This window comes from Nitrospiraceae bacterium (assembly GCA_019637075.1).
Lineage (GTDB): Bacteria > Nitrospirota > Nitrospiria > Nitrospirales > Nitrospiraceae > JAHBWI01.
On record JAHBWI010000004.1, the window covers coordinates 114,581 to 135,549 of the forward strand.

Genomic DNA, 20,969 nt, shown 5'->3' on the forward strand with positions numbered 1-20,969 from the left:
GCGCTACTTGGCCGTGGGCTTCGCCGGCGTCTCCGGTTTCTTGCCGATCACGTTCATGGCGAGCGCGAGCATCGAGCCGACATCCGACAGATTGGCCGGCAGGACGAGGGTGTTGCCGGTTTTGGCGAGTTCCCCGAACTTGCCGATGTATTGTTCCGCGACCCGAAACTGCACCGCCTCGAAACCGCCCGGCACCTGGGTGGATTCGGCGACCTTGCGCAACCCTTCGGCGGTTGCATTGGCGATGGCGGTGATGGCGGCGGCCGCGCCTTCGGCTTCGTTGATCTGTTGTTGCTTCTTGGCCTCTGAAGCCTTGATGACCTGCTGCTTTTCACCTTCGGCTTGGTTGATCGCCGCGTCGCGCTCGCCTTCCGACGTGAGGATCACCGCGCGCTTTTCCCGCTCCGCGCGCATCTGCTTCTCCATCGCGTTGAGCACGTCCTTCGGCGGCGTGATGTTCTTGATCTCGTAGCGTAGGACCTTGACGCCCCAGGGCTCGGTCGCCTTGTCCAGTTCGTTCACGACCTGGCTGTTGATGTTGGTCCGTTCCTCGAACGTCCGGTCCAGTTCGATCTTGCCGATTTCGCTGCGCAACGCGGTCTGGGCGAGTTGCGAGATGGCGAAGCGGTAATCGCTGATCCCGTACGACGCCCGCTGCGGATCGAGCACCTTGACGTAGAGGATGCCGTCGACGGCGACCTGCACGTTGTCGCGGGTGATACAGATTTGCTCGGGAATGTCGACGGCGGTTTCCTTGAGGGAGTGCTTGTATTGGATGCTGTCGATGAAAGGCACCAGAATATGGAAGCCGGCGCCGAGCGTGCGCGAGTACCGCCCGAGTCGCTCGACGACATAGGCGCTTTGTTGCGGGACGATCCGGGCCGTCTTGGCGATGATGATGGCGACGAGGACGGCAAGGAAGATGACGACAGTCAGTCCGCCGGGCATAGTGCTTTCCTCCATGAAGGCCTCCGGTAAGTGGAGCGTGAAGCGTCGTTTGTGAAGCGTGGGTCGAGGCGAGATACGCGCGACGAGATACGCTTCACGTACATTATTCCGGTCTGATCGAGAGCGTCAGGCCGTCGACGTGGTCGACGCGGCTGCGTTGCCCCTTCTGCAAGGGGACTGCGCTCACGTTGCGGGCGTTCCAGGTACTGCCGCGGAACTCGACCTTGCCCAACGCGCCGGAGGCCAAGTCTTCCAGCACCAACGCGAGTTCGCCCACCATCGTGTCGACGGGCGCGGCACCCGCTTCATCCTGGTTCATCCAGCGCCGCAACGGACCACGAAAGACGATAAGGGAAACGATGGAGAGGACGGAGAACAACAGCCATTGCATCCACTCGGCGGCGATGACGTCGAAACCCGCGAGGGCTCCGACGAGCAGGGCCGCCAGTCCGAAGAACAGCATGTAGAAGCCGCCGGGCGTGATGATTTCCGCTCCCAGCAGAAGAAGCCCCAATAAGAGCCAGAGCCACCAGGTCATCGCACCTCCTCGGGCGCGCCGCACGCCGCGTGAACCGCTTCGGCGGGGGCAAGTCTAAGCGCCTTTCCGTAGAGCGTCAAGGACCGGGCCGCGCGCCGGTTCATTGAACAGCTCTCGGACCGATGGTATAGTCCGCGCCAGCCATGGCGACCGATTCACCGGTCAAAGCTTTGCTGATCGCCTTGACGGACGCGCCACCGCCCGCCGTCCATGTGATCAACCGCTTGCAGCCCGAGCTGCTCTGCTTCTTCGTGCCGGAATCGGCGAAGGCGGGGATCGAAGAGTCGGTCCAGCCGCAGGTGCGGCAGATGCCCAAGCGGTGGGACTGGATCGTGACGCCGGACGCATCCGACCCGATCGCTTGTCACAGGGCACTGGGCCAGTCGATCCAAGACTTGTTCCGGACTTGGGACGTGCGGCCCGGCGAGGTGGTGGTGGACCTGACGGGAGCGACTCCGGCCATGGCTGCCGCACTTGGGGCTGCGACGCTGCCTTGGACGTCTCGCACGATCATGCTGGTCGAGGGACAAGACCCGGATGGCGAGACCCTTCAGATCGACGGGCAGGATCTGCGCTGGATTCAAGGCAATCCTTGGGATGAGGCGGCTGCGGTGGGGCGGCGCGAGGCGGCCGAATCTTTCAACCACGGATCGTTCAGGGCGGCCGCCACGGCCTTTCATGGGCTGGAAGCTCGTGTGAGCGGGGGGCAGAAACCGCTTTATCGTGCGCTCGGCGATCTCGCCATGGGCTACGCACTCTGGGAACAATTTCAGTACCGCCAGGCTTGGGACAAGCTTAAGACGGCGACGAAAGCGCTGGAGATGGCGACGATCTGGGGCGGCCCGCCCGGACTCAAGAGCCTGTTGCCTGCGATCAAGGCCAACAGTGGGTTTTTGGAAAAGCTCGTGCTCGATCCCGCTGAGGTGAAAGAAGGTGTGGCCTTGGACCTGCTGGCCCACGCGCACCGACGGGCGCTGGTCGACCATGACGGTGAACGGGCGATGGGGGCGTTGGTCCGCGGATTGGAAGCCTGCGCCCAACGCCAGCTCTACCGGCAATACAAAATTAAGACCTGGGATGTGCAGTCGGAGCAACTGCCGGAAGCGCTGCGTGAAACCTGCAGGACCTGCTACCTCGATGACGTGGACGGCAAATACAAACTGCCGCTCCAGAGTCAATTTCGTGCGCTCGCGGGGTTGGGCGACCAGATGGGGCAGGCGTTCCTCCGCGACTGGCCCAAGATGAAACCGCTGCTCGATGCCGCCAATCATGCCGTGCTCGGCCACGGCTTCGAACCGGTGAAGCTCGAACGCTTCCAGCAACTCCACGACATCGTCATCAAACTCGTCGGCGTCAACACGAGCTCGCTTCCGGCGTTTCCTGTGCTGAGCCTCTAGGCAGGGGCGTTGTTAGTGAACCGTGAAGCGTATCTCGTGATGATGAAGATCAAAAACTTTCGTGATTTGGCTGTCTGGCAGTTGGGGAAAGAGATTGTCCTGCAGGCGTATCGGGTCACCAAAGGGTTTCCGAGGGAAGAGCTGTATGGGCTGGTATCGCAAATGCGCCGTGCCGCCGTGTCGATTCCCTCCAACGTGGCTGAAGGCCTTAACCGGAAGCACAATCCAGAATTTCGACAGGCCCTCTATGTGATACTGGGGTCTTGTGCTGAACTCGAAACTTATGTCGAACTCGCGTACGAGCTGGGTTTCATGACCGTCCGGGACCGAGCGCAGATGATAGAGGGCCTCGACCATGAATCGCGGATGCTCCGCAATCTCCTCAAGCACTTGTAAGGCATCAGCGTAATCCCACGAGATACGCTTCACGAACGACGAGATACCATGGAAGTTCGGATTTATTACGAGGACACCGACTGCGGCGGGGTGGTGTATTACGCCAACTATCTGAAGTATTTCGAGCGGGCGCGGACGCACTATCTGGAAGAACGCGGCCTATCGGTGGCGGGGTTGCGCGATGCCGGTACGCAGTTCGTGGTCGTCCATGCCGAAGTGGACTACCGGTCGCCCGGCCGCTACGGCGAGACCCTGATCGTCGAGACGACGATGCCGGACCTCTCCCAAGCCTCCTTTACGTTTGCGCACGTGCTGCGGGAAAAGGAAAGCCGGCGTGTGGTGGTCGAGGGTTCGGCCAAGCTGGTGGCGGTGGACGACCAGCTCAAAATCAAACGCCTCGACAAGACCACCCTGGCTGCGTTACAAGGACCTCCACACCGGAGGAGCTGATGGAAAAACTTCCCACCTGGTTGGCAATCGGCGGCGTCGTGATCGGCTTCATCGTGCTCGCCTGGCTGCTGTTTTCCGACGACCCGAAGGATAAGAAGAACAAGAACCAGAACCCGTGAGCTATCGGGCTCGCGCGCCTTGGGAGTCCGAGACTCGATCGCTTTTGACGATCTTGACGATCTGATCGTCGAGATCCACTTCGATACTGACCACGTCTCCTTTCGCGAGCTTCTCCCGTTCAATCGTCACTGAGTCCGCCATGCGCAGCGTCCAGGTTTGACCTTCTTTCGTTTTGAACGTGAGGAGCTGGTTGCGCAAGTCCACGTGTTCGACCTGGCTCCTGGAAAAGACCATGGCGGTTTCATAGCTGCGGGCTACGTCGGCCGCGCTGATCCAACCGATCAGGGCAACGGCGCTCAGTAGGAATCGTTTCATGGCAACCTCCTTCCGGCCGGGGGAGCCCGACCTGTGGGATTGAGCTAGGTGACGACCCTCAGCCTAATCCCGGCAGCACAGGCAGTCTGTCGCCGAAGGTCGGATTCGGCGGCGGTATCTGCCCCGGTAGCCTGTGGTTCCTTGTGCTACGAAGAATTGTCGGCTCCGGCCGGGCGACCCTTCCCGAATTCCCTCCGGGTTGATATAGTGCAGGCTCATCCCACAGCCGAATGGTTCAGGCGGTTCCCCTAACATCGATGTCCAAGCCGTTGTCGTCCCGCTCTCGATGCTGCGTCGTGCCTCCAGGGTTTGGTCGTTGCTGTGCGACGATTGATCCCGGCAGCACAGTCGTGGGCCGGTGGAGGTGTGCGTGACCCTTCCTCCTTGGAATGCCAAGTTGCGCGACTGGCAGACCCGCGCGGTTGGGGCGGCGGTGACCCACCAGACCCAGGATTTTCTGGCGACCGCCACGCCGGCCGCCGGGAAGACGCGGTTTGCGCTGCGGATCGCCCATCAATATTTGGCAGACCGTGCGGCAAGCCGAGTGCTGGTCATCTGCCCCACAAACCACCTGCGGACCCAGTGGTCGAGCGCGGCCGGGTTGGTCGGCATCCAACTCGATCCGGCGCTGACCAACGACCAGGCCATGGAAGCCCGTGACTACCACGGTGCGGTAGTGACGTACCAGCAAGTCTGTCTCGCCCCGGACGTTTTCCGTCGCGCCTGCCGAAGCAAGCCGACCCTGTTGATTTTCGACGAGCTGCACCATGCGGGAGACGGCAAGGATTGGGGCAACGCGCTGCGCGACGCCTTTGCCGAGGCCCGGTTCCGCTTGGCCCTTTCCGGTACGCCGTTTCGATCGGACAACAATCCCATTCCCTATGTGCGGTACGAACGGGGCGAAAGCCAGGCCGACTTCACCTACAGCTATGCCCAGGCTATCCGCGAGGGGGTCTGCCGTCCGATTCTGTTCCCGAGTTATGAAGGGGAACTGACGTGGTTGTCGGGCGGCCGCGAGCATCGCGCCACGTTTGAGGATGGGCTCAGGGCCGATCGGCAACGAGAACGGCTCAAGACCGCGTTGCTGCAGGAAACCTGGCTGGGGCCGGTCATCGCCGACGCGCACGGCGAGCTGACACGGCTGCGCAAGCAGGAGCAGCCGGATGCGGGCGGCTTGATCGTCGCCATGAACCAAGACCACGCGCGCCAGGTGGCGGACCTCGTCAAGCGGGTCACCGGCACGACGGCGGAAGTGGCGGTCTCGGACGATCCGTCCGCATCGCAGACCATCGAGACGTTCTCGCAACACAGGAAGCAACAGTGGTTGGTCGCGGTGAATATGGTCAGTGAAGGCGTCGATATTCCTCGGCTACGGGTCGGCGTCTACGCCACGAACGTCCTCACGGAAATGTATTTTCGGCAGGTGGTCGGGCGGTTCGTTCGGATGCAGGAAGGACTGCCCAAGCCGCAGCGCGCCTGGCTGTATCTGCCGAAGGATGCGACCCTCGTCCATTACGCCAAGCAGATCAAGGCCGAACGAGACCATGTGCTGGAAGACGTCATGCCGGCGGTGCAGCGAACGCTGTTCGGGACCGTCGCGACCTCGCTGAACGAGTATGTGCCGCTGCATGCGGTGGCGCGCATGGATGCCCTGATCGGTGGAGAGAGCGACGAGGCGGAGAGTCACACGGAACCGGTTCGGGCGGTCGCGCTGCACGAGCGGAAAATCCATCTCCGCGATATCCACCGCGATCTCGTCGCCTCTATTGCCCGCAAGACCGGGATGGACCACCGGTTGATCAACGCGGAACTCATCAAGCGGACCGGCTGCCGGGTCGATCAAGCCACGGTGCCGCAATTGGAACGGCGGATTGCGATCCTCGAACGTTGGCGCGACCAAGGGTACGACGGTCCGAGACGGTAGCCCCTGCCGGGATACCTTTCGAGCATCTATCGACAGGTTATCGTGTGAAGACAAGCAGGCTGTTGGCCGGGAGAGTTACGGCTGCCGAGGCACTGAAGCCGTGCAACGGTTGCTGGTCCGCCAGCACCGAACCGCCGTTGCCGACCACGCCGGGATTCACCCAGTTCTCGTAGACGTCGCTGTTGAACAGTTCCCGCCAGGTACCCTCTCCGGGGAATCCGATGCGATAGCCGAATCGGTGGAACGGCGCGAGATGGACCACCACCAGCACGTCGTGCCCTGCACCAGGCACCCATCGGTGAAAGGCCAGCACTCGATTCTCGTCATGCGCGTGGACCACGCGAAACCCCTGTCCGCGTAAGCCGGGGCAGCGACGGCGCCAGGAGAGCAACTCGCTGATGCAACGGACATGGTCGAGCATCTGCTTGTCGCCCTGATCCAGTCCAGCCCAATAGAGCAGCAGTTCCGGGTGAGAGACGAAGTCGTCCGCCCACGGTTTGTCTTCCAGAAACTCTTGGCCCATGAACAGCATCGGCAGTCCCGGCGCCGTCAGGCTCAAGCAGGTCGCGACGCGGGCTCGGCTCCGTCCGTACCAAGACCGTGGGTCGGACGGATCGGCGAGGCGGGCGATGCGCGGCTCCCGGTCACGGTAGACGATGTCGTGATTTTCCGGTCCCTGCACGAAGCGCCATTGCTCAGAAAATCCTGACGGCCAGAGGCTGCCGGCGAGTCCGGTCATGTCGAGCGGCCGGTCGTCCGGAGCGCTCGCGCTCGCAATCACGTTGCGGATCGCGCTGCGCAATCCATCGGTGAGGGTCGTGTCGAAGCCGGCCCCCTCCGGCACCGGCTTCACGATGTAGGGATTCACGTCCCAGTATTCGGCATGGTGCAAGGCCGAGGGCCGATGCGCGCGCAGGGTGGACGTAAGGTCCTGGCAAAACCGCCAGCCGTTCGGCGCTCCGTCGTGATCGATCACGCTGACTTGATCGTAGCGAAATCCATCCACGCGATACTCGTCCAAGAAGAATTTGGCGTTCTGAATCAGGAAGTCCCGCACCTCGGGTTTGGCGTAGTCGAAGACGAGCCCGCCTGCGTGGCCCTTGTCGGTGAAGTAGAGCGAGTTGTTGTTGCCGCCTGCCTGCGATTGCCGATCGAAGAAGTATAGGCTCTGGTCGCCGAACTCGCCTCCGGCGTGGTTGTAGACGACATCCAGAAGCATCGCCAGACCGTGGAGATGCGCCAAGTCCACCAGCGCTTTGAGCTGATTCATTTCCCCGCGCAAGTCTTCGCGGCGGTATCGCCGCGCCCCCTTCGCGTCGAGCAGCCGGTTGACCTCGTTCAGGTAGGCCGGCAGGTCCGTATCCGCGACGGCGAAATCCATCTCGGGCGAAAAGTAGTCGGTACCGTTGTAGCCGAGGCTGAAGCTGGTCTGGAATTCCTGTATGGGAAGGAGTTGCAGCGCCGTCACGCCGAGCCCTGAGAGATACGGCAGCTTGCGCGCGACATCCAGAAACGTGCCGCCTTTGCGCGGGAGGTTCGGTGTAAAGAAGGTGCCGACGTGGAGCTGGTAGATGACGAGCTCGTGGAAAGGCGGCGTGACGAATCCGCTCTCGTGCCAGGGGAAATCCGGCCTTCGCACGACACAGTCGCCGGGAAACGGCGTCTGGAGCTCCCGAGCATAGGGATCGCGCTTGGGGCCCTCGCTGCCTTCGCCTACGACGTAGAACATGTAGCGTTGGCGATCCTTCACGCCGGGAATGAAACCTCGCCAATGGCCGAACGCATCGCGCGTGAGGAGGCTGGCGTCGTTTCTCGTCCGGTGGTTGAACTCGCCGATGACATGGACGGTCCGGGCATTGGGAGCCCAACAGCGAAACGTCGCGCCGTCGGCGATGAGATTGGCTCCCATCGGAGTGTCCGGACCGATATGGGCGAGGGAAGCAGACATGGTGAGCGGGCTGAGAAACGACGGTCGGGTTAGGTGCGCGTGGCGTTTCTGCGGGCGGCCGCCCGGATCTGCTTGGCGAACCCCCTATCGTCGTGCAGCCGTACGGATCCTCCGACCGGCGCCGGCGGAGCGATACGTCCGCTGACCGCCGCCTTGAGAATTTTGGGCGGGCAGCCGAAGAACTGGTGACTCTTTTCCGTGGCGATCTCGCGCACCGTCGTCCGCTCGCCGTCCAATGAATCGACCGCCACCGCCCAAATCTCCGGCGCCGACGACACGGCCGTCGGCAGCACTTGCTCCACCGCGATCTGCAGCATCATGCTGCCCTTTGCCATGGTGATCCCTCCAAGGATTCAACGCGCAGGCCGGAAAATGCAGCCGTATCTGGAACTTATTCTGGACCGATGGGCGGAGCGAATCAATCGAAAGAAGGGGAGCACGGAATAGAGGGAGCATCTGACTTAAGACTTGGGCATAGCTTGAGCAATAGAAAAGAGTTGTATAACTCATAAAACAGACTGATCGGACAGCGGTTCTATGTAAGAACGAAAGCTGAACGGTGCTACGCGACCGAAGCCGAGGCTGTTCAGGACGGCTGCCGCAGGTCGAAGGTGTGAGTCTGGTCATGTTGGTGGACAAAAGACTTGATTCTCGACACCATCGAAAGAAGCGGGAGGGGGCGTGGCGCGACGGAGAAGGGGAACGGCTGCAGTCAGGAGAACCAAAGGGTGAGGCCAGCGGAGTTTCAGCTTCTTCACTTCTCAATGCAGACAACTTCCCTGCGGCGGGAGAGGTCCGTGACTGCCCTAAATAGATGCTTGCCAGGATACGCAATGAGGGCTGCAAGTCCGACAAGGCAGGCTGTTGTTACCAGAGACAAGCCGCCTTGAGTGAAGATGAAAAGCACGAGCAGCACGAAGAGCGCTAACCATCCCACTTGTTCGTGCTCACCATCACTGAAGCTTCAATTCCAAGTCAGCAATGCCTGGCACAGGATTGAGTCGATCCAGAGCAGTCGGAGCGAAGCCCCGCAAGATAGACGAGGGCGATCGTGCTTGCCGCGAGCGCTACCAACGGAACATTGGCAAGAGGTTCAGCGGGTGCCGCAATGCCCTCTGTGCGGCAAGTTGCAGAAGTCTCCGATGAAAGCCGGCGTTCGGAAACGCCACCTTCAGGCTCGCGAGGAGGTCTGCCGAATGTCCCATTGCGATGGCGCCCCAAGAGAAGTCTGCGATGTCGGCACGCCGAAAGACCTCCACCAAAGGAAATCCGCACCCATCGCATGAGCGTAACCGGTGGTGCATTTCAATCATCAGCGACACTTCGGGGATCCATGCCTCCCTTCCCGTGCCGGCTAAGTATTCCGATGCGAGACGAGCCGAGGGTAGGAGGTAGTCGAGGGTCTTATCAGTCCAGATTCCGATATCGTGGAAGCACGCTGCGAGGTGAATCTTCTCCTTGTCTTCAGCACCGCTTATTCCCCCTGCGTAGCAGAGATGGACCACTCGATAGACGTGGTTCCTATACCCAGGGAAGTCATTGCCGATGTGATCTTTGAACGCGCCGAGGATTTGCTCAACGAGCGGAAGATGGCGATCAAGAGTCATCAGCCGCGCCGTTCTTTCTCGTGCATCGGCAGATCGAGTGCGAACCGCATCCGGTCCGTTTTCATCGTGGTCAGTTTCTACGGTTGTTGCTCCGACGCGGCACGCGAGCGGCGGGGGGAGGGCCGGCGTCGTGAGTCAGACTGCATGCGGTTGAGAGCGGCATTTCATGCGTCGTGGCTCAGTGTGAGCGCAAGGTAACGAACGCCCTCCACAGGATTGGGATAATACGCGTCGACTTCTCGGAACCCAAGAGAGTGGTAAAGTGATTGTGCCTCTGCCATGCATGGCAAGGTGTCCAGCAATATTCGGGAATAGCCCAGTTTCTGAGCGCAGCGGATGGCCAATTCGGCCAGCCTCCTTCCCAGGCCTAGCCCACGATATTGGGTCTTCACATAGAGCCGCTTCATTTCGCAACTCTCGGTGTCCTGTTTGCGGACGGCGACACAACCAACCCACTCTCCGTTGATTCTGGCGAGCAGCAAGCAGCCCCGAGGGGGCCCATAGACTCCTGGCAGGTCCGCCATTTCCTGGGAGAAGTCCTGAAAGCAGAGATCGACAGCCAAGGCTGCCGCGTATTCTTCGATCAGCATTCTCCCTGCCGCATAGTCCTCTGCGCTGGCAGCTTCCGTGATTGCAGCCTGACTCATAGTGATTTCCTTGGCTAAGCTGAGTTGACCGGCCTGCCGTGGTTGCACCGCCCTCACTATTCCTGGGGTGGAAGGAAGAGTCAAGCTCCGTAGCATGCCGATTTCGATGAAACGCATCGTAGAGGAAAGCTGAAAGGGGAGGCTGTTTGCGAGGAGACGATCACTTGAAGTCCGCGGCTGATTCAGGGACGGGGCGTCACGCTTCACGCGTTGGCTAGCTTTTCCGCCCGAAGCCCTCCGCCGTCATCACGTCCGCCACGTTTTCCCCGTCGATGAAGACGTCGGCGAGCCTGCGACCGTAGACGTCGCGGCCGTGCAGGACGATACGGATAGAGCCTTCGTGTAGGAGTTGTTGCAGTCGAAGCGTGGCTTCCAACCCGCCCGGTTCCGACCGTTCCGGAGCGTTGTAGCCGCGGATACGAATGCGTTCGGCGCCGTATCGCAACGTGTCGCCGTCGATGGCGCGCACCAACCGCTGCTCCAGATCGACGCCGGGCTCCGGTTGCCCGAGATGGTAATGCGGCAGAAGGCGAAAGTGGCTGGCGCGCGCCTGTGACTTTTTGGCGAAGGGGTTTTTATGTGGGCGTGGTCCGCGTTCGTGATGGCTGCGGCGATGGTGAGGGACCGTATGTTGGGGCAACGGGCTCCGTTCCTCCGGTTTCAGCGGCCAGCAGTCGTTGCAGGAAAACGGTGTGGGATTGCCGGACGGCGCAGGAGTGTAGGTCCGCAAGTCAGACCGGCTCTCGTCGATTGCCCCGACCGCGTTGGCGGCGGGTGAGAGCGTCAACAGGCTCAGCGTGATTCGGGCCATCAAGTGTGAACACCATTGTGTGAGAGTGGACATGAAGCAGGTCCTCCTGCCTCGGTGCAAAGCAGGCTTCGTGCCACCGCGATTCTCCACCCGCGTAACGTTGACAGCATGGAAAACGGCGTGCTGAAATAGCTCGTCTTTCGTCGTTCGTGAAGCGTATCTCGTTCATACGTGGGTTCCGCGAGATACGAAATGCGAACCACGCTTCACTTTTGATGGCCCACGGAGGTTCAACCAATGGATATGTTTGGAAAAGTCGGCCTGGTCGAAGTGCCGATCTTGATCGCGCCGGACCAGAAGCTCTGGCTGGATAAGATGATCAAAGAAGGCAAGATCGCGGTGCCGCCCGGCGGAACGCTGGAAAAGGGCTCGCTCTATTCGATGTTTATCCGCATGCTCCTGCACAACGCGATGGAAGAACAGAAGAGGCAGGAGGCGATGGATATGGACGACGAGGATGACGAGTAGGCAGGAGGCGATGGGGCATCCTGCGTCGTTTCTGAAGCGCTGATTCAGCCTGTCTCGACGGCAAGACTGTATCCAAAGAGAAGGGGCCCGTATCCGAAGGGATACGGGCCCCATTGTTTCGGAAACCACGCTTCATGAAATACGAACTACGCGCTCAGCGATTTGAAGGCGGCCTGTGCTGCCTTGACGGTTCGCTCGATGTCCTTCGGTGTATGTGCCAGGGACATGAAGGCCGCTTCGAATTGGGATGGGGCAAAGTAGATTCCCGCCTCCAGCATCTGGTGGAAGAACTTCGCGTAGGCCTTCGTATCCGACTTCTTCGCCGTGGTCCAATCCACGATCGGCCCTTCTGAGAAGAACGCGCCCATCATCGAGCCGACCCTGGTTTGCGTAAGGGGCACACCGGCTTTCTTCGCCGCCTTACCCAATCCGTCTGCTAAGACCTTGGACCGCTCCTCCAATTGATCATAGGCACCCTTGCCCTTGAGTCGCTTGAGGGTTTCGATGCCGGCCGTGACGGCCAACGGATTTCCCGAGAGCGTGCCCGCCTGGTAGACCGGTCCTGAGGGGGCGATCATCTTCATGATGTCTTTGCTGCCGCCGTAGGCTCCGACCGGCAGACCGCCGCCGATGATCTTGCCGAGCACCGTGAGGTCTGGGGTGATGCCATAGAGTGTCTGGGCTCCACCGTACTGGACGCGGAAGCCGGAAATCACTTCGTCGAAAATCAGCACCATCCCGTGCGCGTCGGTGAGTTTGCGCAGGCCCTGCAGGAACTCGGGGTTCGGGGGGACGACGCCCATGTTGCCGGCGATCGGCTCGACGATTAGGGCCGCCAGGTGGCGGTAATGCTGCTTGATCAGCTTTTCGAGCGTGGCGAGGTCGTTGTAAGGCGCGGTCAGGGTGTGTTTGGTGAAGTCTTCGGGCACGCCGGGACAATCGGGAATGCCCAGCGTGGCCAGGCCCGAGCCCGCCTTCGCCAGCAGGTAGTCGCTGTGGCCGTGGTAGCAGCCTTCAAACTTCACGATGCCGTCGCGCTTCGTATAGGCACGGGCCACCCTGATGGCGCTCATGACCGCTTCGGTGCCGGAGCTGACCAGCCGCACTTGCTCCATGGAGGGTAGGGCTTCCTTGACCATCATGGCGAGACGGATTTCTAATTCGGTCGGCGCGCCATAACTCGTGCCCTGCGCCGCCGCCTGTTGAATGGCTTTGGTGACGGTGGCGGGAGCATGCCCCAAGATCATCGGTCCCCAGGAAAGGACGTAGTCGATGTAGCTGTTCCCATCGGCGTCATAGAGCTTGGCGCCCTTGGCCCGTTCGATGAAGCGCGGAGTGCCGCCCACCGAGCGAAACGCCCGAACCGGACTATTGACCCCGCCGGGGATGACCTGTTGCGCCTCCGCAAACAATTGTTCAGAACGTTGTGTTTTCATAGACCTCTTCCGTGAAGACGTGGGTGGGGCGACAAACTAGCATGCGACTCTGGGAGCGTCAATCGGGTGGACAAGAAGGTTATTCGTGAAGCGTCTCTCGACAATAGCAAAGAGCGAGCGGCGTGTAGCTGATGGCATAAGCCGCGTTCTGTTTTCATCTCCGAGCTATGCGGTATAGGCCATGAGCGATACGCCCTCCCCGCTCCGTATTTATTTGGATACGAATCCCCAACCAATCGGATACACCTCGATGGAGTCCATAGAACCTCGCAGAAATTTCAGTTGAAAATGTGACGACTTACAACGACTCACGACATGGCGCAGGTCTTGCTGAGTCTCCTGCTGTCACACGTAGGGGGAAGCCATGAAAGTCATCTGTGCCTGGTGTCAAAGCGAAGGTCGTCCGGCCCTGGTTCAGGAGAAAGCTCCGTTCTGGGATGCCCGGGAAACCCACAGCATCTGCACTCATCACCTTGCGCAGATGAGCAGCCGACGGGCCTCTTCAGTCCCCTCGGCTGATGAACGGACGAGGAACCACCGAGAGTCCTTCCTCCACTCGTACTTCCACCGCAAACCGGCCGTCTGCACCGAGTAGCCACGCGCCTCTCTCCCCGTACGACAGGATCGCTTCTCGAAATCTAGTTTCATGTCCCGCCGGCTGTCAGACATTTCCCTGCAGACAAAAAGCGTCAACTAGAGCCGGAATGTCACGGTTTCTCGACGATCCTCCCGGAGTGCGATCAGGAGGGGATTCCTATCCTCTTGAATGTGCGAACTTTTTGGATGTCGGGCCAAGCGGAACTACGGTGGTGCGACTCTTGCGATCTTCCGGCGGCATGGCTGCAATGGGTCAACGGGGGGCACTGTGAAGGTCCTGTGCGCGTGGTGTGTCCGAGAGGGCAAACCTGCTTTTCTCCGAGACAAGGCGCCGCTCGATGACCCGAGTGAAACCCACGGCCTCTGTGGAAACCACTTCAAGTCACTCAGCTCAGGCGTCGGCAGCTGCGTGCATTGGACCACTCACCTGAACCCGTTTCTGCACGACCTCTATTGGGGCGTGAATTGGTGGGTGCAGCGGTGGGTCGGTCTGCTCCGATTCTAGAAGCAATCTCGGCCTGCGCCGGTGACCGACCTCATCCGATCTACCCGCGACCGGCCTAACCCAATTTCCCGCCCAAGAGTTTCAATCCCTGCTCCAGCAGCTTGGAGTCCGGTAGCTTTCCATCCGGCGTCAGCTTGTCGATAAGGCCGGGAAGGAGATCGGCCAGCTGGCCGCCGGCAACGTCCGGGCTGACTCCGGCTTTCCCCGCCAATTGTTTCACGAGATCGCTGCCCAGCCCCTGCTGAATTTGGTCCGCGGAGATCGGGAGATTCTTCCCCGTGCTCACCCAGGAGTTGACGATCTCGCCCAACCCGTTCTTTTGAAAGGCCTGGACGAGGCCCGCGAGACCGCCGACGGAGCTATTCTGGCCCAAGAGCCCGACGAGGGCTTGCATCAGGGGATGCTCTTTACCTCCGCCCATCATGCCGGCCGCTGCCTGTCCGAGCTGATCCATGAGTCCCATACGTTCCCTCCTTCTGCATGGAGAAGTGTATTGTGTTTATCGCTTGCGTGGGCCAGCTGCCCGCCCAGCCTGTTGTTTCTTGGCGCTCACCTCCAGCAGGAGCGGCGGCACCAGCCAGTTGCGGCGTTTGCTCTTATGCCGTTCGGAGACGGCAAGCACGGTGTGAAACGGCAAGCCCGCGCCGTTGGCTTCGTCCCGGTGGCTGCTCCAGCCTTCTCCCGCTTCCGTCAGGATCTCGATGAAGGTTTGGTAATCGTCCTCTTCATCCGGCTTCGCCAACAGCTGGTCTGCGTCGGTCACGACGACGACGTAGCCCTTGGCCGGCAACCATTCCAGATCGATGAGGCATTCCTCGAGTGCATCCCAGTTGTGACCGAAATAATCTGGGAACGACAGGATTCTGGCGAATTCGGAGAGCAACCCGGCCTTGGTCTTACACTTGGCGCCCGAGACGGTTTTGAGCAGGAATCCGGAGGGCAGCGACAGGAGCGTTTCCGGCTTGTCTTGTTCCCCATGGACCAGCAAGTGGGCCCAGGGTTGTTTGGTCGATTGCAGGACGGTCGTGGGCATGGAACCTCAATTCATCGGGATAAACGTCTTGTAGTGGTCGCCGGTGTAATAGGCTTTCCCGGTCCGCTGGTCGATCACGATCCGCTCAGCCCCGCGATTCTTCCCCGGCACTTTAGGGTGGACGTCGTACTCGCGATAGGAACCACGGGGCAAACGGCGCTCACGATTCTGAAACGTGCGACCGCCGACATAGCCGGGGACCGGCTCGCCCTTGCGGGCCTCGATCAGTTGCAGCGTTTCCCGCGCGACGCCTGGGATCGCGCCGTTCGCAGCGGGGGCCAGACTGTCGCGAGCTTTCGGTTGGGAAGCGGTCGCTTGCGAGGCGGTCGATGAAGCGGTCGCGGCGTCGGTTGGTGTGACGAGGATGGGGGACGCTTCCTGCAGCGCCGGAGCCGCTTCGGCTACAAGGCTGATCCCCGCGCAGGCGAAGATCACGCCCAGGAGCAGCAGGACTATTCTGGTGGCGCATCGGATAGACATGATCGCTGTGCGGCACAGTCGACGAAAACCCTAGCATGCCCTTTCGGTAGGGGTCAACGCTGCTTCCCCGTCACGACGCCGCAACTCCTTCACAAACGGTCCGGCGCGTGTTCCGCCCCGTGCATACGCGCGAACAATTCCCAATCGAACTGCTTCGGATGGATCGCGTGCAGCGGAATCGTATCCATGGCGTGCGAATCGCGATAGGCGACCATTGAGCCCACGATCGATTCCGGCTGCTCGACGAGGCGTCGGACCGTTTCATACGCCAGATGCTGGCCGATCATCTTGTCTTCCGGCGTCGGGGGCGCGCCCCGCAACGTGTGACCGAGGATCGTGGCCTTGGTGGCGGACGCCAGGGAGTATTGGTCGGTCCCTTGGCGGCGCGGGGGCCATTTGGCGATGGCGTTCGCGACGTACTCGACCAATCCATGGACTCCGCCGTCTGGGTGATGCCGATGGGGGGTGCGCTCCGCCACGATGAAAATGTGACTCTTGTTCGGGACGCCGAGCGTGCGTTTGAGCGTGCCGAGCATCACCTGATCGATATAGGCGTTAGGGTCTGGGTGTTCGTTGACCAGAATGCCTTCCGCCCGAGCTTGATAGGCGCAGGCCAATGCCAGATGTCCCGATCCCGCCCCCATCACCTCGACGAAGAAGATGCTGCCCATCGCGGCGCTCGTGGCCTTGAGCGATTCGATCGATTGGTTGGCAAGTGCGATGGCCGAGTGGAACCCCAATGAGGTCGTGCCGGCCAGGTTGTTGTCGATCGTGCCGGGAATTCCAACGACCTGGACGCCGAAGGTTTCGAAGATCGCCCTCGCCCCGCGCAGGCTGCCGTCGCCACCCAACACCACCACCGCGCTGTCCTGCAGATAGGGGGTGAGGCTGCGGACCGCCGCTCGTTGGACTTGTTCGTCCTTGAAGTCCTCGAAGCGGCTGCTGCCGATGGGGCTGCTGGCGTGGCTTCCCATGCCGCGCGTGTCTTCTTCGGTTACCGGTGTGATCCAGTTATTCGCGAGCCCCAGGAATCCGTGGCGCACGAACATGACCTCTAATCCGAAACGGTTGCCCGTCACGCGTAGTTCCTTCAGGGCCGCGCCGCCGCCGCCGAAGTCGCCGCCGGAAACCAACGCGATCAGCCGTTTGATCTGCCGGGGTTTGAGCGTGACCCGGTCTTTCCGTTCGCGCTCGATCGTGATCCAGGCCTCGCGGGCCAGCCGTTCGCTTTCGATCAATCCGACCGCCGTCGAGTACCCGGACAGTTGGTTGTTCTCGAAGGTCAGGAGGACGACGTTGTCCTGGCCTTCTTTGTATTCGCCGAACTCCGAGAAGGCTTCCCGGAAGGGCCTGGGGTCGAGATAGATGCGCAGGGCGCGCAGGGTCGAGCTATGTGTATAGAGGCACAGCACTTGGCCCGGGTTCGATCGGCCCAACTGGTGGAGGCCATCGATGACGTCCATGTAGAGGTCGAAGAACGAGTGGCCGCCGGGGTAGCTGTAAAAGGGGTGCTTGATGAGGCGTTTCGCGCTCTTGGCATCGACGCCGAAGGCTTTTGCCGCCGCCTCGACCTCCGCCTGTTTTTCCATGCCGGTCACCCACCCGAAGTCTTGCGACTCCAAGGTCGGCTCAGTTTGGGTTTGCGGGGGCGGAGCCGTCTCGTCACGTTTGGGCAGGAGGGCTTTGAGGATGCGCCGGCAGAGTTGTTCCGTATTGGGGCTAGTGCTGATGCGATGGTGAAAGCGGTTTGGGTCCAGGTAGTTGTGCAGTTGGAGATAGTCGAGCTGCTGCCCCACGACGCCCACCATGCGGGCCAGGGCGGCGCCGACCGCATCGGCCCGCGGGACGCCGCGCTCGGTATCCAGAATATTGGCGAGACGCCGTCCGACGCGATGGGTCTTGCTCTCGACTTGCGAGACGCCGTGGCGCATTGTAAAGAACAGCGCTCGATCCTTGAGTTCTCGCGGGAGCAGCCAAAACCGATCGTCGCCTAAATCGAGAACGATGCGGCCTTCCGCCAATTCCGGCGTGAGGTGCGCGCGCGGGACGATGGCGACGGGACGCCGATGCGCGGGCTTCTGCACCGCGCCGATCGGGGCGCGATAGAGCGGCGCCAATTCGCCTCGCGCCAGGAGATAATTCCACGCGGCATAGAACACCAGCTCGTCGCCGCCGCAGGCCTTCACGATCAGCTCACGGCGCGCATCGCGATAGGCTCCGGCGTTGGGCAAGCCCGCCGTCACGCGGCTGATGAAATTCCGGATCGCCTCGATCGCGGTCTCTGCGACGCGGCGCCGGTCGGATGTCTGGGGTGGTGGCCCTGGCAGTACATATCGGTCCGTGGAGGTCCGCTCCGCGAGCGATTCGGCGTAGGCGAGCAGCCCGTCGATGGTGACGAAATCCAACTGCTCGGTGGGGCGGTCCTTCGGTGTCTCCATGTGGCACCTCGTCGAGGTGTGATGCGCGCAGCGGATGCCGTCGCGTGCGGCGCTCACGCCATGTGCGGCACGCGTATGTTCTTTTGCGGCATGAGAATACGTTTGTTAGAATGACACAATTATCGTCTCGATGAAAGAAACCTTCTGACGATCCACCCCGTTGTCGCAGATTGTGACAGCCGTTTCCGATCGGAGTGCTCGGTGCCGACCATGCGCAAAGCCAAGATCGTCTGCACGATCGGCCCGGCGAGTGAGCGACAGGACACGCTGGATCAGCTGATCGCTGCCGGCATGGACGCGGCCCGGTTGAACTTCTCGCACGGGACGCACGAATCGCATGGGCGGGCGATCAAAGCGGTCCGGCAGGCGGCGGAGCAGCGCGGCGTCGCGGTTTCCATCATTCAGGATTTGCAGGGACCCCGCATTCGGGTCGGTGAATTGCCCGAGGAAGGCGTGGAACTGGTGGCGGGCCGGCAGGTGCGATTGCGCACGATGGCCTTGCGATCGGGCGGGCAGATCGGCGCGCGCGCGGCGCGGCCGTCCGACGACGTTCCGGAATTGCCCGTCACGTACCAGCAATTGACCCGCGATGTGCGGCCCGGAGCAAGAATTCTGATCGACGACGGGCTCGTGGAGTTGCAGGCGCAGCGCATCGTCGAAGGGGCGGTGCTCTGTTCGGTGACGATCGGCGGGCGCGTGACCTCGCACAAGGGCATCAATTTACCCGGCACACAAGTCAGCGCGCCGACGCTGACGGAGAAGGACCGGGAAGATATTCGATTCGGGGTTGCGCAAGACGTCGATTACATCGCCCTGTCGTTCGTGCGGGGGCCGGAGGACGTCGTTGCCGCGAAACGCATGATCCAAGAATGCGGCGGCAATGTGCCGGTCATTGCCAAAATCGAACGTCAGGAAGCGGTGGTCGCTCTGGCTGACATCTTGGAACAGGCCGATGGAGTGATGATCGCCCGGGGCGACTTGGGCGTCGAATTGGGGCCGGAGGCCGTACCGGTTCTGCAGAAGCGGATTATTGCCAGTGCCAACCGGCGCCGTTGTCTGGTGATCACGGCCACGCAAATGCTCGAATCGATGACGCACCATATCAGACCGACCAGGGCGGAAGCCTCGGATGTGGCCAATGCCGTGTTCGATGGGACCGATGCCGTGATGTTGTCGGCGGAAACGGCGGTGGGGCAGTACCCCGTCGAGGTCGTCCGAATCATGGATCGAATCGTGCGGGCGGCGGAGGTCGAGACGGAGCCGAGTTTTGTCCGGCGCGGGCAGCCGGACGGCGAACTGGTCTCGTTCCCGGAGGCCGTCTCTACTGCCGCCTCCACGGCGGCTGCGGCCACGGGCGCCAGCGCCATCGTCGCCTTCAGCGAGCGGGGTATGACCGCGCGGCTGGTCTCGAAACAGCGGCCTTCCGCACCGATCCTGGCCTTTACGCCTTTTGTGCCCGTCAGACAGCGGATGGCGCTATATTGGGGCGTGCGACCCTATACGATGCCGCAGATCTCCAATACCGACGAGCGTGTCGACGAAGCCGAACGCCGCCTGAAGGCGGAGGGGCTTGTCACGGCAGGGCAGCGCATCGTCATTCTGTCCGGCACCCGCATCGGCCAGCCGGGCGGAACCAATCTCATGAAACTGCATAAAGTCGGCTGACGCATGCAAAGAAGGTCATTCCTCCTATGGATGGGGGCTGCGCTGGTTGCCGCATGGGCATTCGGCGGTGCTTCCCCGTCGTTTGCGCAGACGAACGCCGGCACCCATTCCCCCGCCAAGGTCGTGGAGAAGTATTTCGCGTTGGACAACAAAGGCGTCCGGCTCGATGCAGCCTCGTTCGACGCCCTGGCCTCGTTCATCGATTGGAAGGAAGAACCGACCTGGGGCAAGATCGTTGTGATCGACGGGTTTACCGTCCCAGACGATTTCCGAAAATGGGACATCGTGGATAAGATGGAAGTGGTGGTCCCGGTCGAGTTCCGGGTCCTCGGTTACCTGTACCTGGAGACGGCCGGGTTTGTGCCGGAACCGAGCACGGAAGAAGTCCGCGTGCGCCTGAAGCTTCAGGGCGCGCGGTGGAAAATTATGGAACCGGTGCTGCCCCCGCATGTGGGACAGAAGCGCATGTTGAATTTCGTGCGGCAATCGATATTGGATGAGCGGGATGAAACCAGGCGCGCGGCGCTCACGACGCTGCAGCAGGAATTGCGAAAGGCGAAGGAATGAAACGCACCGCTGTGGATCTCTTGATCTTCGACTTGGACGGGACGCTGATCGAGTCGAAGTGGGATATTGCTGAAAGCGTCAACCTGACGCTCCGGGAATTGGGTGTGCCGGAACGGCCGCAGGAGGAGATCTTCGGCTTCGTCGGCGACGGCGTGAAAAAATTGCTGCGGTTGGCGGTGGGCGAGGCCGATCCCTCGCTCTACGACGAGGCCCTGCGGGTGTTCCGGGGGCACTACCTCGCGCATTGTCTCGATCGCACGGCGTTCTATCCCGGCATCGAGACCATGCTCGGGCACTTCGCCGACAAGTCCAAAGCCGTCGCGACGAACAAATCGCTGGAGTACACCAACGTCATTCTCAAGGGGCTGGGGCAGCACCACTTCAAGTTCGTCGTCGGCGGCGACAATGGGTTCGGCCTCAAGCCGGAACCTGGTATGTTGCTCCATGTGTTGGAGCAGTTGGGGGTGGACAAAGACCGGGCGGTGTTGATCGGCGACAGCACGAACGACATCAACGGAGGGCACAATGCCGGCATCCGAGTCTGTGCCGTGGGGTACGGCATGGGTAATCGCGAGCGCATGGTCGCCTGTAAGCCGGATTGGTTCATCGAACGGCCGGAAGAACTGATGGAGATTTTTAAATGAACGCAAAACCGTCGATCGTATTTCGTGAAGCGTCT

At 61.3% G+C, this 20,969-nt stretch carries 21 protein-coding genes; 8 read left to right on the plus strand and 13 right to left on the minus strand.

The features are described 5' to 3' along the window. Nucleotides 1–3: 3 nt before the first annotated feature. Nucleotides 4–948, minus strand: a complete 945-nt coding sequence (locus KF814_11725; GenBank protein ID MBX3236813.1) for a paraslipin — start codon at nucleotides 946–948, stop codon at nucleotides 4–6. 103 nt (nucleotides 949–1,051) lie between these two features. Further along, complete coding sequence (locus tag KF814_11730) at nucleotides 1,052–1,486, minus strand: NfeD family protein (GenBank protein MBX3236814.1); 435 nt, start codon at nucleotides 1,484–1,486, stop codon at nucleotides 1,052–1,054. A 143-nt stretch (nucleotides 1,487–1,629) separates the two neighbouring features. On the opposite strand from KF814_11730, the gene KF814_11735 reads away from it, so the two are divergent. From KF814_11735 to KF814_11745, 3 genes are read left to right on the plus strand one after another with little or no spacing between them, the layout of a single operon-like run. After that, complete coding sequence (locus KF814_11735) at nucleotides 1,630–2,883, plus strand: TIGR02710 family CRISPR-associated protein (GenBank protein MBX3236815.1); 1,254 nt, start codon at nucleotides 1,630–1,632, stop codon at nucleotides 2,881–2,883. Between the two features lie 39 nt (nucleotides 2,884–2,922). After that, the gene (locus KF814_11740; GenBank protein ID MBX3236816.1) at nucleotides 2,923–3,279 is read left to right on the plus strand and encodes a four helix bundle protein; all 357 of its coding nucleotides are present in this window, start codon (nucleotides 2,923–2,925) and stop codon (nucleotides 3,277–3,279) included. 48 nt (nucleotides 3,280–3,327) lie between these two features. Beyond that, nucleotides 3,328–3,729 carry a YbgC/FadM family acyl-CoA thioesterase gene (locus KF814_11745; GenBank protein ID MBX3236817.1) on the plus strand — a complete coding sequence of 134 codons (402 nt, stop codon included), beginning with the start codon at nucleotides 3,328–3,330 and terminating at the stop codon, nucleotides 3,727–3,729. A 120-nt stretch (nucleotides 3,730–3,849) separates the two neighbouring features. Here KF814_11745 and KF814_11750 read toward each other — a convergent pair whose 3' ends face one another. Then, nucleotides 3,850–4,164: a hypothetical protein gene (locus KF814_11750; GenBank protein ID MBX3236818.1), complete on the minus strand. Its 315-nt coding sequence runs from the start codon at nucleotides 4,162–4,164 to the stop codon at nucleotides 3,850–3,852. 370 nt (nucleotides 4,165–4,534) lie between these two features. On the opposite strand from KF814_11750, the gene KF814_11755 reads away from it, so the two are divergent. After that, nucleotides 4,535–6,088, plus strand: coding sequence for a DEAD/DEAH box helicase family protein (locus KF814_11755; GenBank protein MBX3236819.1), 1,554 nt, complete (start codon nucleotides 4,535–4,537; stop codon nucleotides 6,086–6,088). A 37-nt stretch (nucleotides 6,089–6,125) separates the two neighbouring features. Here KF814_11755 and KF814_11760 read toward each other — a convergent pair whose 3' ends face one another. The 5 genes from KF814_11760 to KF814_11780 all read right to left on the minus strand — a co-directional run bounded on the left by KF814_11760 (nucleotide 6,126) and on the right by KF814_11780 (nucleotide 11,134). After that, on the minus strand, nucleotides 6,126–8,036 hold the full coding sequence (locus KF814_11760) for an alpha amylase C-terminal domain-containing protein (GenBank protein MBX3236820.1): 1,911 nt from the start codon (nucleotides 8,034–8,036) through the stop codon (nucleotides 6,126–6,128). Between the two features lie 29 nt (nucleotides 8,037–8,065). Beyond that, a complete protein-coding gene (locus KF814_11765) occupies nucleotides 8,066–8,371 on the minus strand; it encodes a hypothetical protein (protein MBX3236821.1) in 306 nt (101 codons plus the stop codon). A gap of 732 nt (nucleotides 8,372–9,103) precedes the next feature. Further along, nucleotides 9,104–9,643, minus strand: a complete 540-nt coding sequence (locus tag KF814_11770; GenBank protein MBX3236822.1) for a hypothetical protein — start codon at nucleotides 9,641–9,643, stop codon at nucleotides 9,104–9,106. A 164-nt stretch (nucleotides 9,644–9,807) separates the two neighbouring features. Beyond that, nucleotides 9,808–10,290, minus strand: coding sequence for a GNAT family N-acetyltransferase (locus tag KF814_11775; protein ID MBX3236823.1), 483 nt, complete (start codon nucleotides 10,288–10,290; stop codon nucleotides 9,808–9,810). A gap of 214 nt (nucleotides 10,291–10,504) precedes the next feature. Further along, entirely contained in the window at nucleotides 10,505–11,134 is a 630-nt protein-coding gene (locus tag KF814_11780; protein ID MBX3236824.1) for a thermonuclease family protein, read from the minus strand. A gap of 204 nt (nucleotides 11,135–11,338) precedes the next feature. On the opposite strand from KF814_11780, the gene KF814_11785 reads away from it, so the two are divergent. Further along, a complete protein-coding gene (locus tag KF814_11785; protein ID MBX3236825.1) occupies nucleotides 11,339–11,569 on the plus strand; it encodes a hypothetical protein in 231 nt (76 codons plus the stop codon). A 146-nt stretch (nucleotides 11,570–11,715) separates the two neighbouring features. Here the strand turns inward: KF814_11785 and hemL are convergent, their stop codons facing one another. The 5 genes from hemL to KF814_11810 all read right to left on the minus strand — a co-directional run bounded on the left by hemL (nucleotide 11,716) and on the right by KF814_11810 (nucleotide 18,058). Then, nucleotides 11,716–13,005, minus strand: coding sequence for a glutamate-1-semialdehyde 2,1-aminomutase (hemL, locus tag KF814_11790; GenBank protein ID MBX3236826.1), 1,290 nt, complete (start codon nucleotides 13,003–13,005; stop codon nucleotides 11,716–11,718). Nucleotides 13,006–14,162: 1,157 nt separating this feature from the next. Next, nucleotides 14,163–14,570 (minus strand): DUF937 domain-containing protein, encoded by a 408-nt coding sequence (locus KF814_11795; protein ID MBX3236827.1) that lies wholly within the window; start codon nucleotides 14,568–14,570, stop codon nucleotides 14,163–14,165. A 36-nt stretch (nucleotides 14,571–14,606) separates the two neighbouring features. Next, the gene (locus KF814_11800; protein MBX3236828.1) at nucleotides 14,607–15,140 is read right to left on the minus strand and encodes a barstar family protein; all 534 of its coding nucleotides are present in this window, start codon (nucleotides 15,138–15,140) and stop codon (nucleotides 14,607–14,609) included. A 6-nt stretch (nucleotides 15,141–15,146) separates the two neighbouring features. Further along, nucleotides 15,147–15,620 (minus strand): hypothetical protein, encoded by a 474-nt coding sequence (locus tag KF814_11805; GenBank protein MBX3236829.1) that lies wholly within the window; start codon nucleotides 15,618–15,620, stop codon nucleotides 15,147–15,149. Between the two features lie 89 nt (nucleotides 15,621–15,709). Further along, a complete protein-coding gene (locus KF814_11810) occupies nucleotides 15,710–18,058 on the minus strand; it encodes a 6-phosphofructokinase (protein ID MBX3236830.1) in 2,349 nt (782 codons plus the stop codon). Between the two features lie 201 nt (nucleotides 18,059–18,259). Between KF814_11810 and pyk the strand changes: the two genes are divergently transcribed. The 3 genes from pyk to KF814_11825 are packed head-to-tail and all read left to right on the plus strand — an operon-like array spanning nucleotide 18,260 to nucleotide 20,934. Then, nucleotides 18,260–19,723: a pyruvate kinase gene (pyk, locus tag KF814_11815; GenBank protein MBX3236831.1), complete on the plus strand. Its 1,464-nt coding sequence runs from the start codon at nucleotides 18,260–18,262 to the stop codon at nucleotides 19,721–19,723. Between the two features lie 3 nt (nucleotides 19,724–19,726). Next, on the plus strand, nucleotides 19,727–20,290 hold the full coding sequence (locus tag KF814_11820; protein MBX3236832.1) for a hypothetical protein: 564 nt from the start codon (nucleotides 19,727–19,729) through the stop codon (nucleotides 20,288–20,290). Next, nucleotides 20,287–20,934 (plus strand): HAD-IA family hydrolase, encoded by a 648-nt coding sequence (locus KF814_11825; GenBank protein MBX3236833.1) that lies wholly within the window; start codon nucleotides 20,287–20,289, stop codon nucleotides 20,932–20,934. The genes KF814_11820 and KF814_11825 overlap by 4 nt, the downstream gene beginning before the upstream one ends. Nucleotides 20,935–20,969 lie beyond the last annotated feature (35 nt).

Coding starts and splice junctions, on each gene's coding strand:
- KF814_11725 (MBX3236813.1), bottom strand. CDS start 948: ATGCCCGGCGGACTGACTGTCGTCATCTTCCTTGCCGTCCTCGTCGCC.
- KF814_11730 (MBX3236814.1), bottom strand. CDS start 1,486: ATGACCTGGTGGCTCTGGCTCTTATTGGGGCTTCTTCTGCTGGGAGCG.
- KF814_11735 (MBX3236815.1), top strand. CDS start 1,630: ATGGCGACCGATTCACCGGTCAAAGCTTTGCTGATCGCCTTGACGGAC.
- KF814_11740 (MBX3236816.1), top strand. CDS start 2,923: ATGATGAAGATCAAAAACTTTCGTGATTTGGCTGTCTGGCAGTTGGGG.
- KF814_11745 (MBX3236817.1), top strand. CDS start 3,328: ATGGAAGTTCGGATTTATTACGAGGACACCGACTGCGGCGGGGTGGTG.
- KF814_11750 (MBX3236818.1), bottom strand. CDS start 4,164: ATGAAACGATTCCTACTGAGCGCCGTTGCCCTGATCGGTTGGATCAGC.
- KF814_11760 (MBX3236820.1), bottom strand. CDS start 8,036: ATGTCTGCTTCCCTCGCCCATATCGGTCCGGACACTCCGATGGGAGCC.
- KF814_11765 (MBX3236821.1), bottom strand. CDS start 8,371: ATGGCAAAGGGCAGCATGATGCTGCAGATCGCGGTGGAGCAAGTGCTG.
- KF814_11770 (MBX3236822.1), bottom strand. CDS start 9,643: ATGACTCTTGATCGCCATCTTCCGCTCGTTGAGCAAATCCTCGGCGCG.
- KF814_11775 (MBX3236823.1), bottom strand. CDS start 10,290: ATGAGTCAGGCTGCAATCACGGAAGCTGCCAGCGCAGAGGACTATGCG.
- KF814_11780 (MBX3236824.1), bottom strand. CDS start 11,134: ATGTCCACTCTCACACAATGGTGTTCACACTTGATGGCCCGAATCACG.
- KF814_11785 (MBX3236825.1), top strand. CDS start 11,339: ATGGATATGTTTGGAAAAGTCGGCCTGGTCGAAGTGCCGATCTTGATC.
- hemL (MBX3236826.1), bottom strand. CDS start 13,005: ATGAAAACACAACGTTCTGAACAATTGTTTGCGGAGGCGCAACAGGTC.
- KF814_11795 (MBX3236827.1), bottom strand. CDS start 14,570: ATGGGACTCATGGATCAGCTCGGACAGGCAGCGGCCGGCATGATGGGC.
- KF814_11800 (MBX3236828.1), bottom strand. CDS start 15,140: ATGCCCACGACCGTCCTGCAATCGACCAAACAACCCTGGGCCCACTTG.
- KF814_11805 (MBX3236829.1), bottom strand. CDS start 15,620: ATGTCTATCCGATGCGCCACCAGAATAGTCCTGCTGCTCCTGGGCGTG.
- KF814_11810 (MBX3236830.1), bottom strand. CDS start 18,058: ATGGAGACACCGAAGGACCGCCCCACCGAGCAGTTGGATTTCGTCACC.
- KF814_11820 (MBX3236832.1), top strand. CDS start 19,727: ATGCAAAGAAGGTCATTCCTCCTATGGATGGGGGCTGCGCTGGTTGCC.
- KF814_11825 (MBX3236833.1), top strand. CDS start 20,287: ATGAAACGCACCGCTGTGGATCTCTTGATCTTCGACTTGGACGGGACG.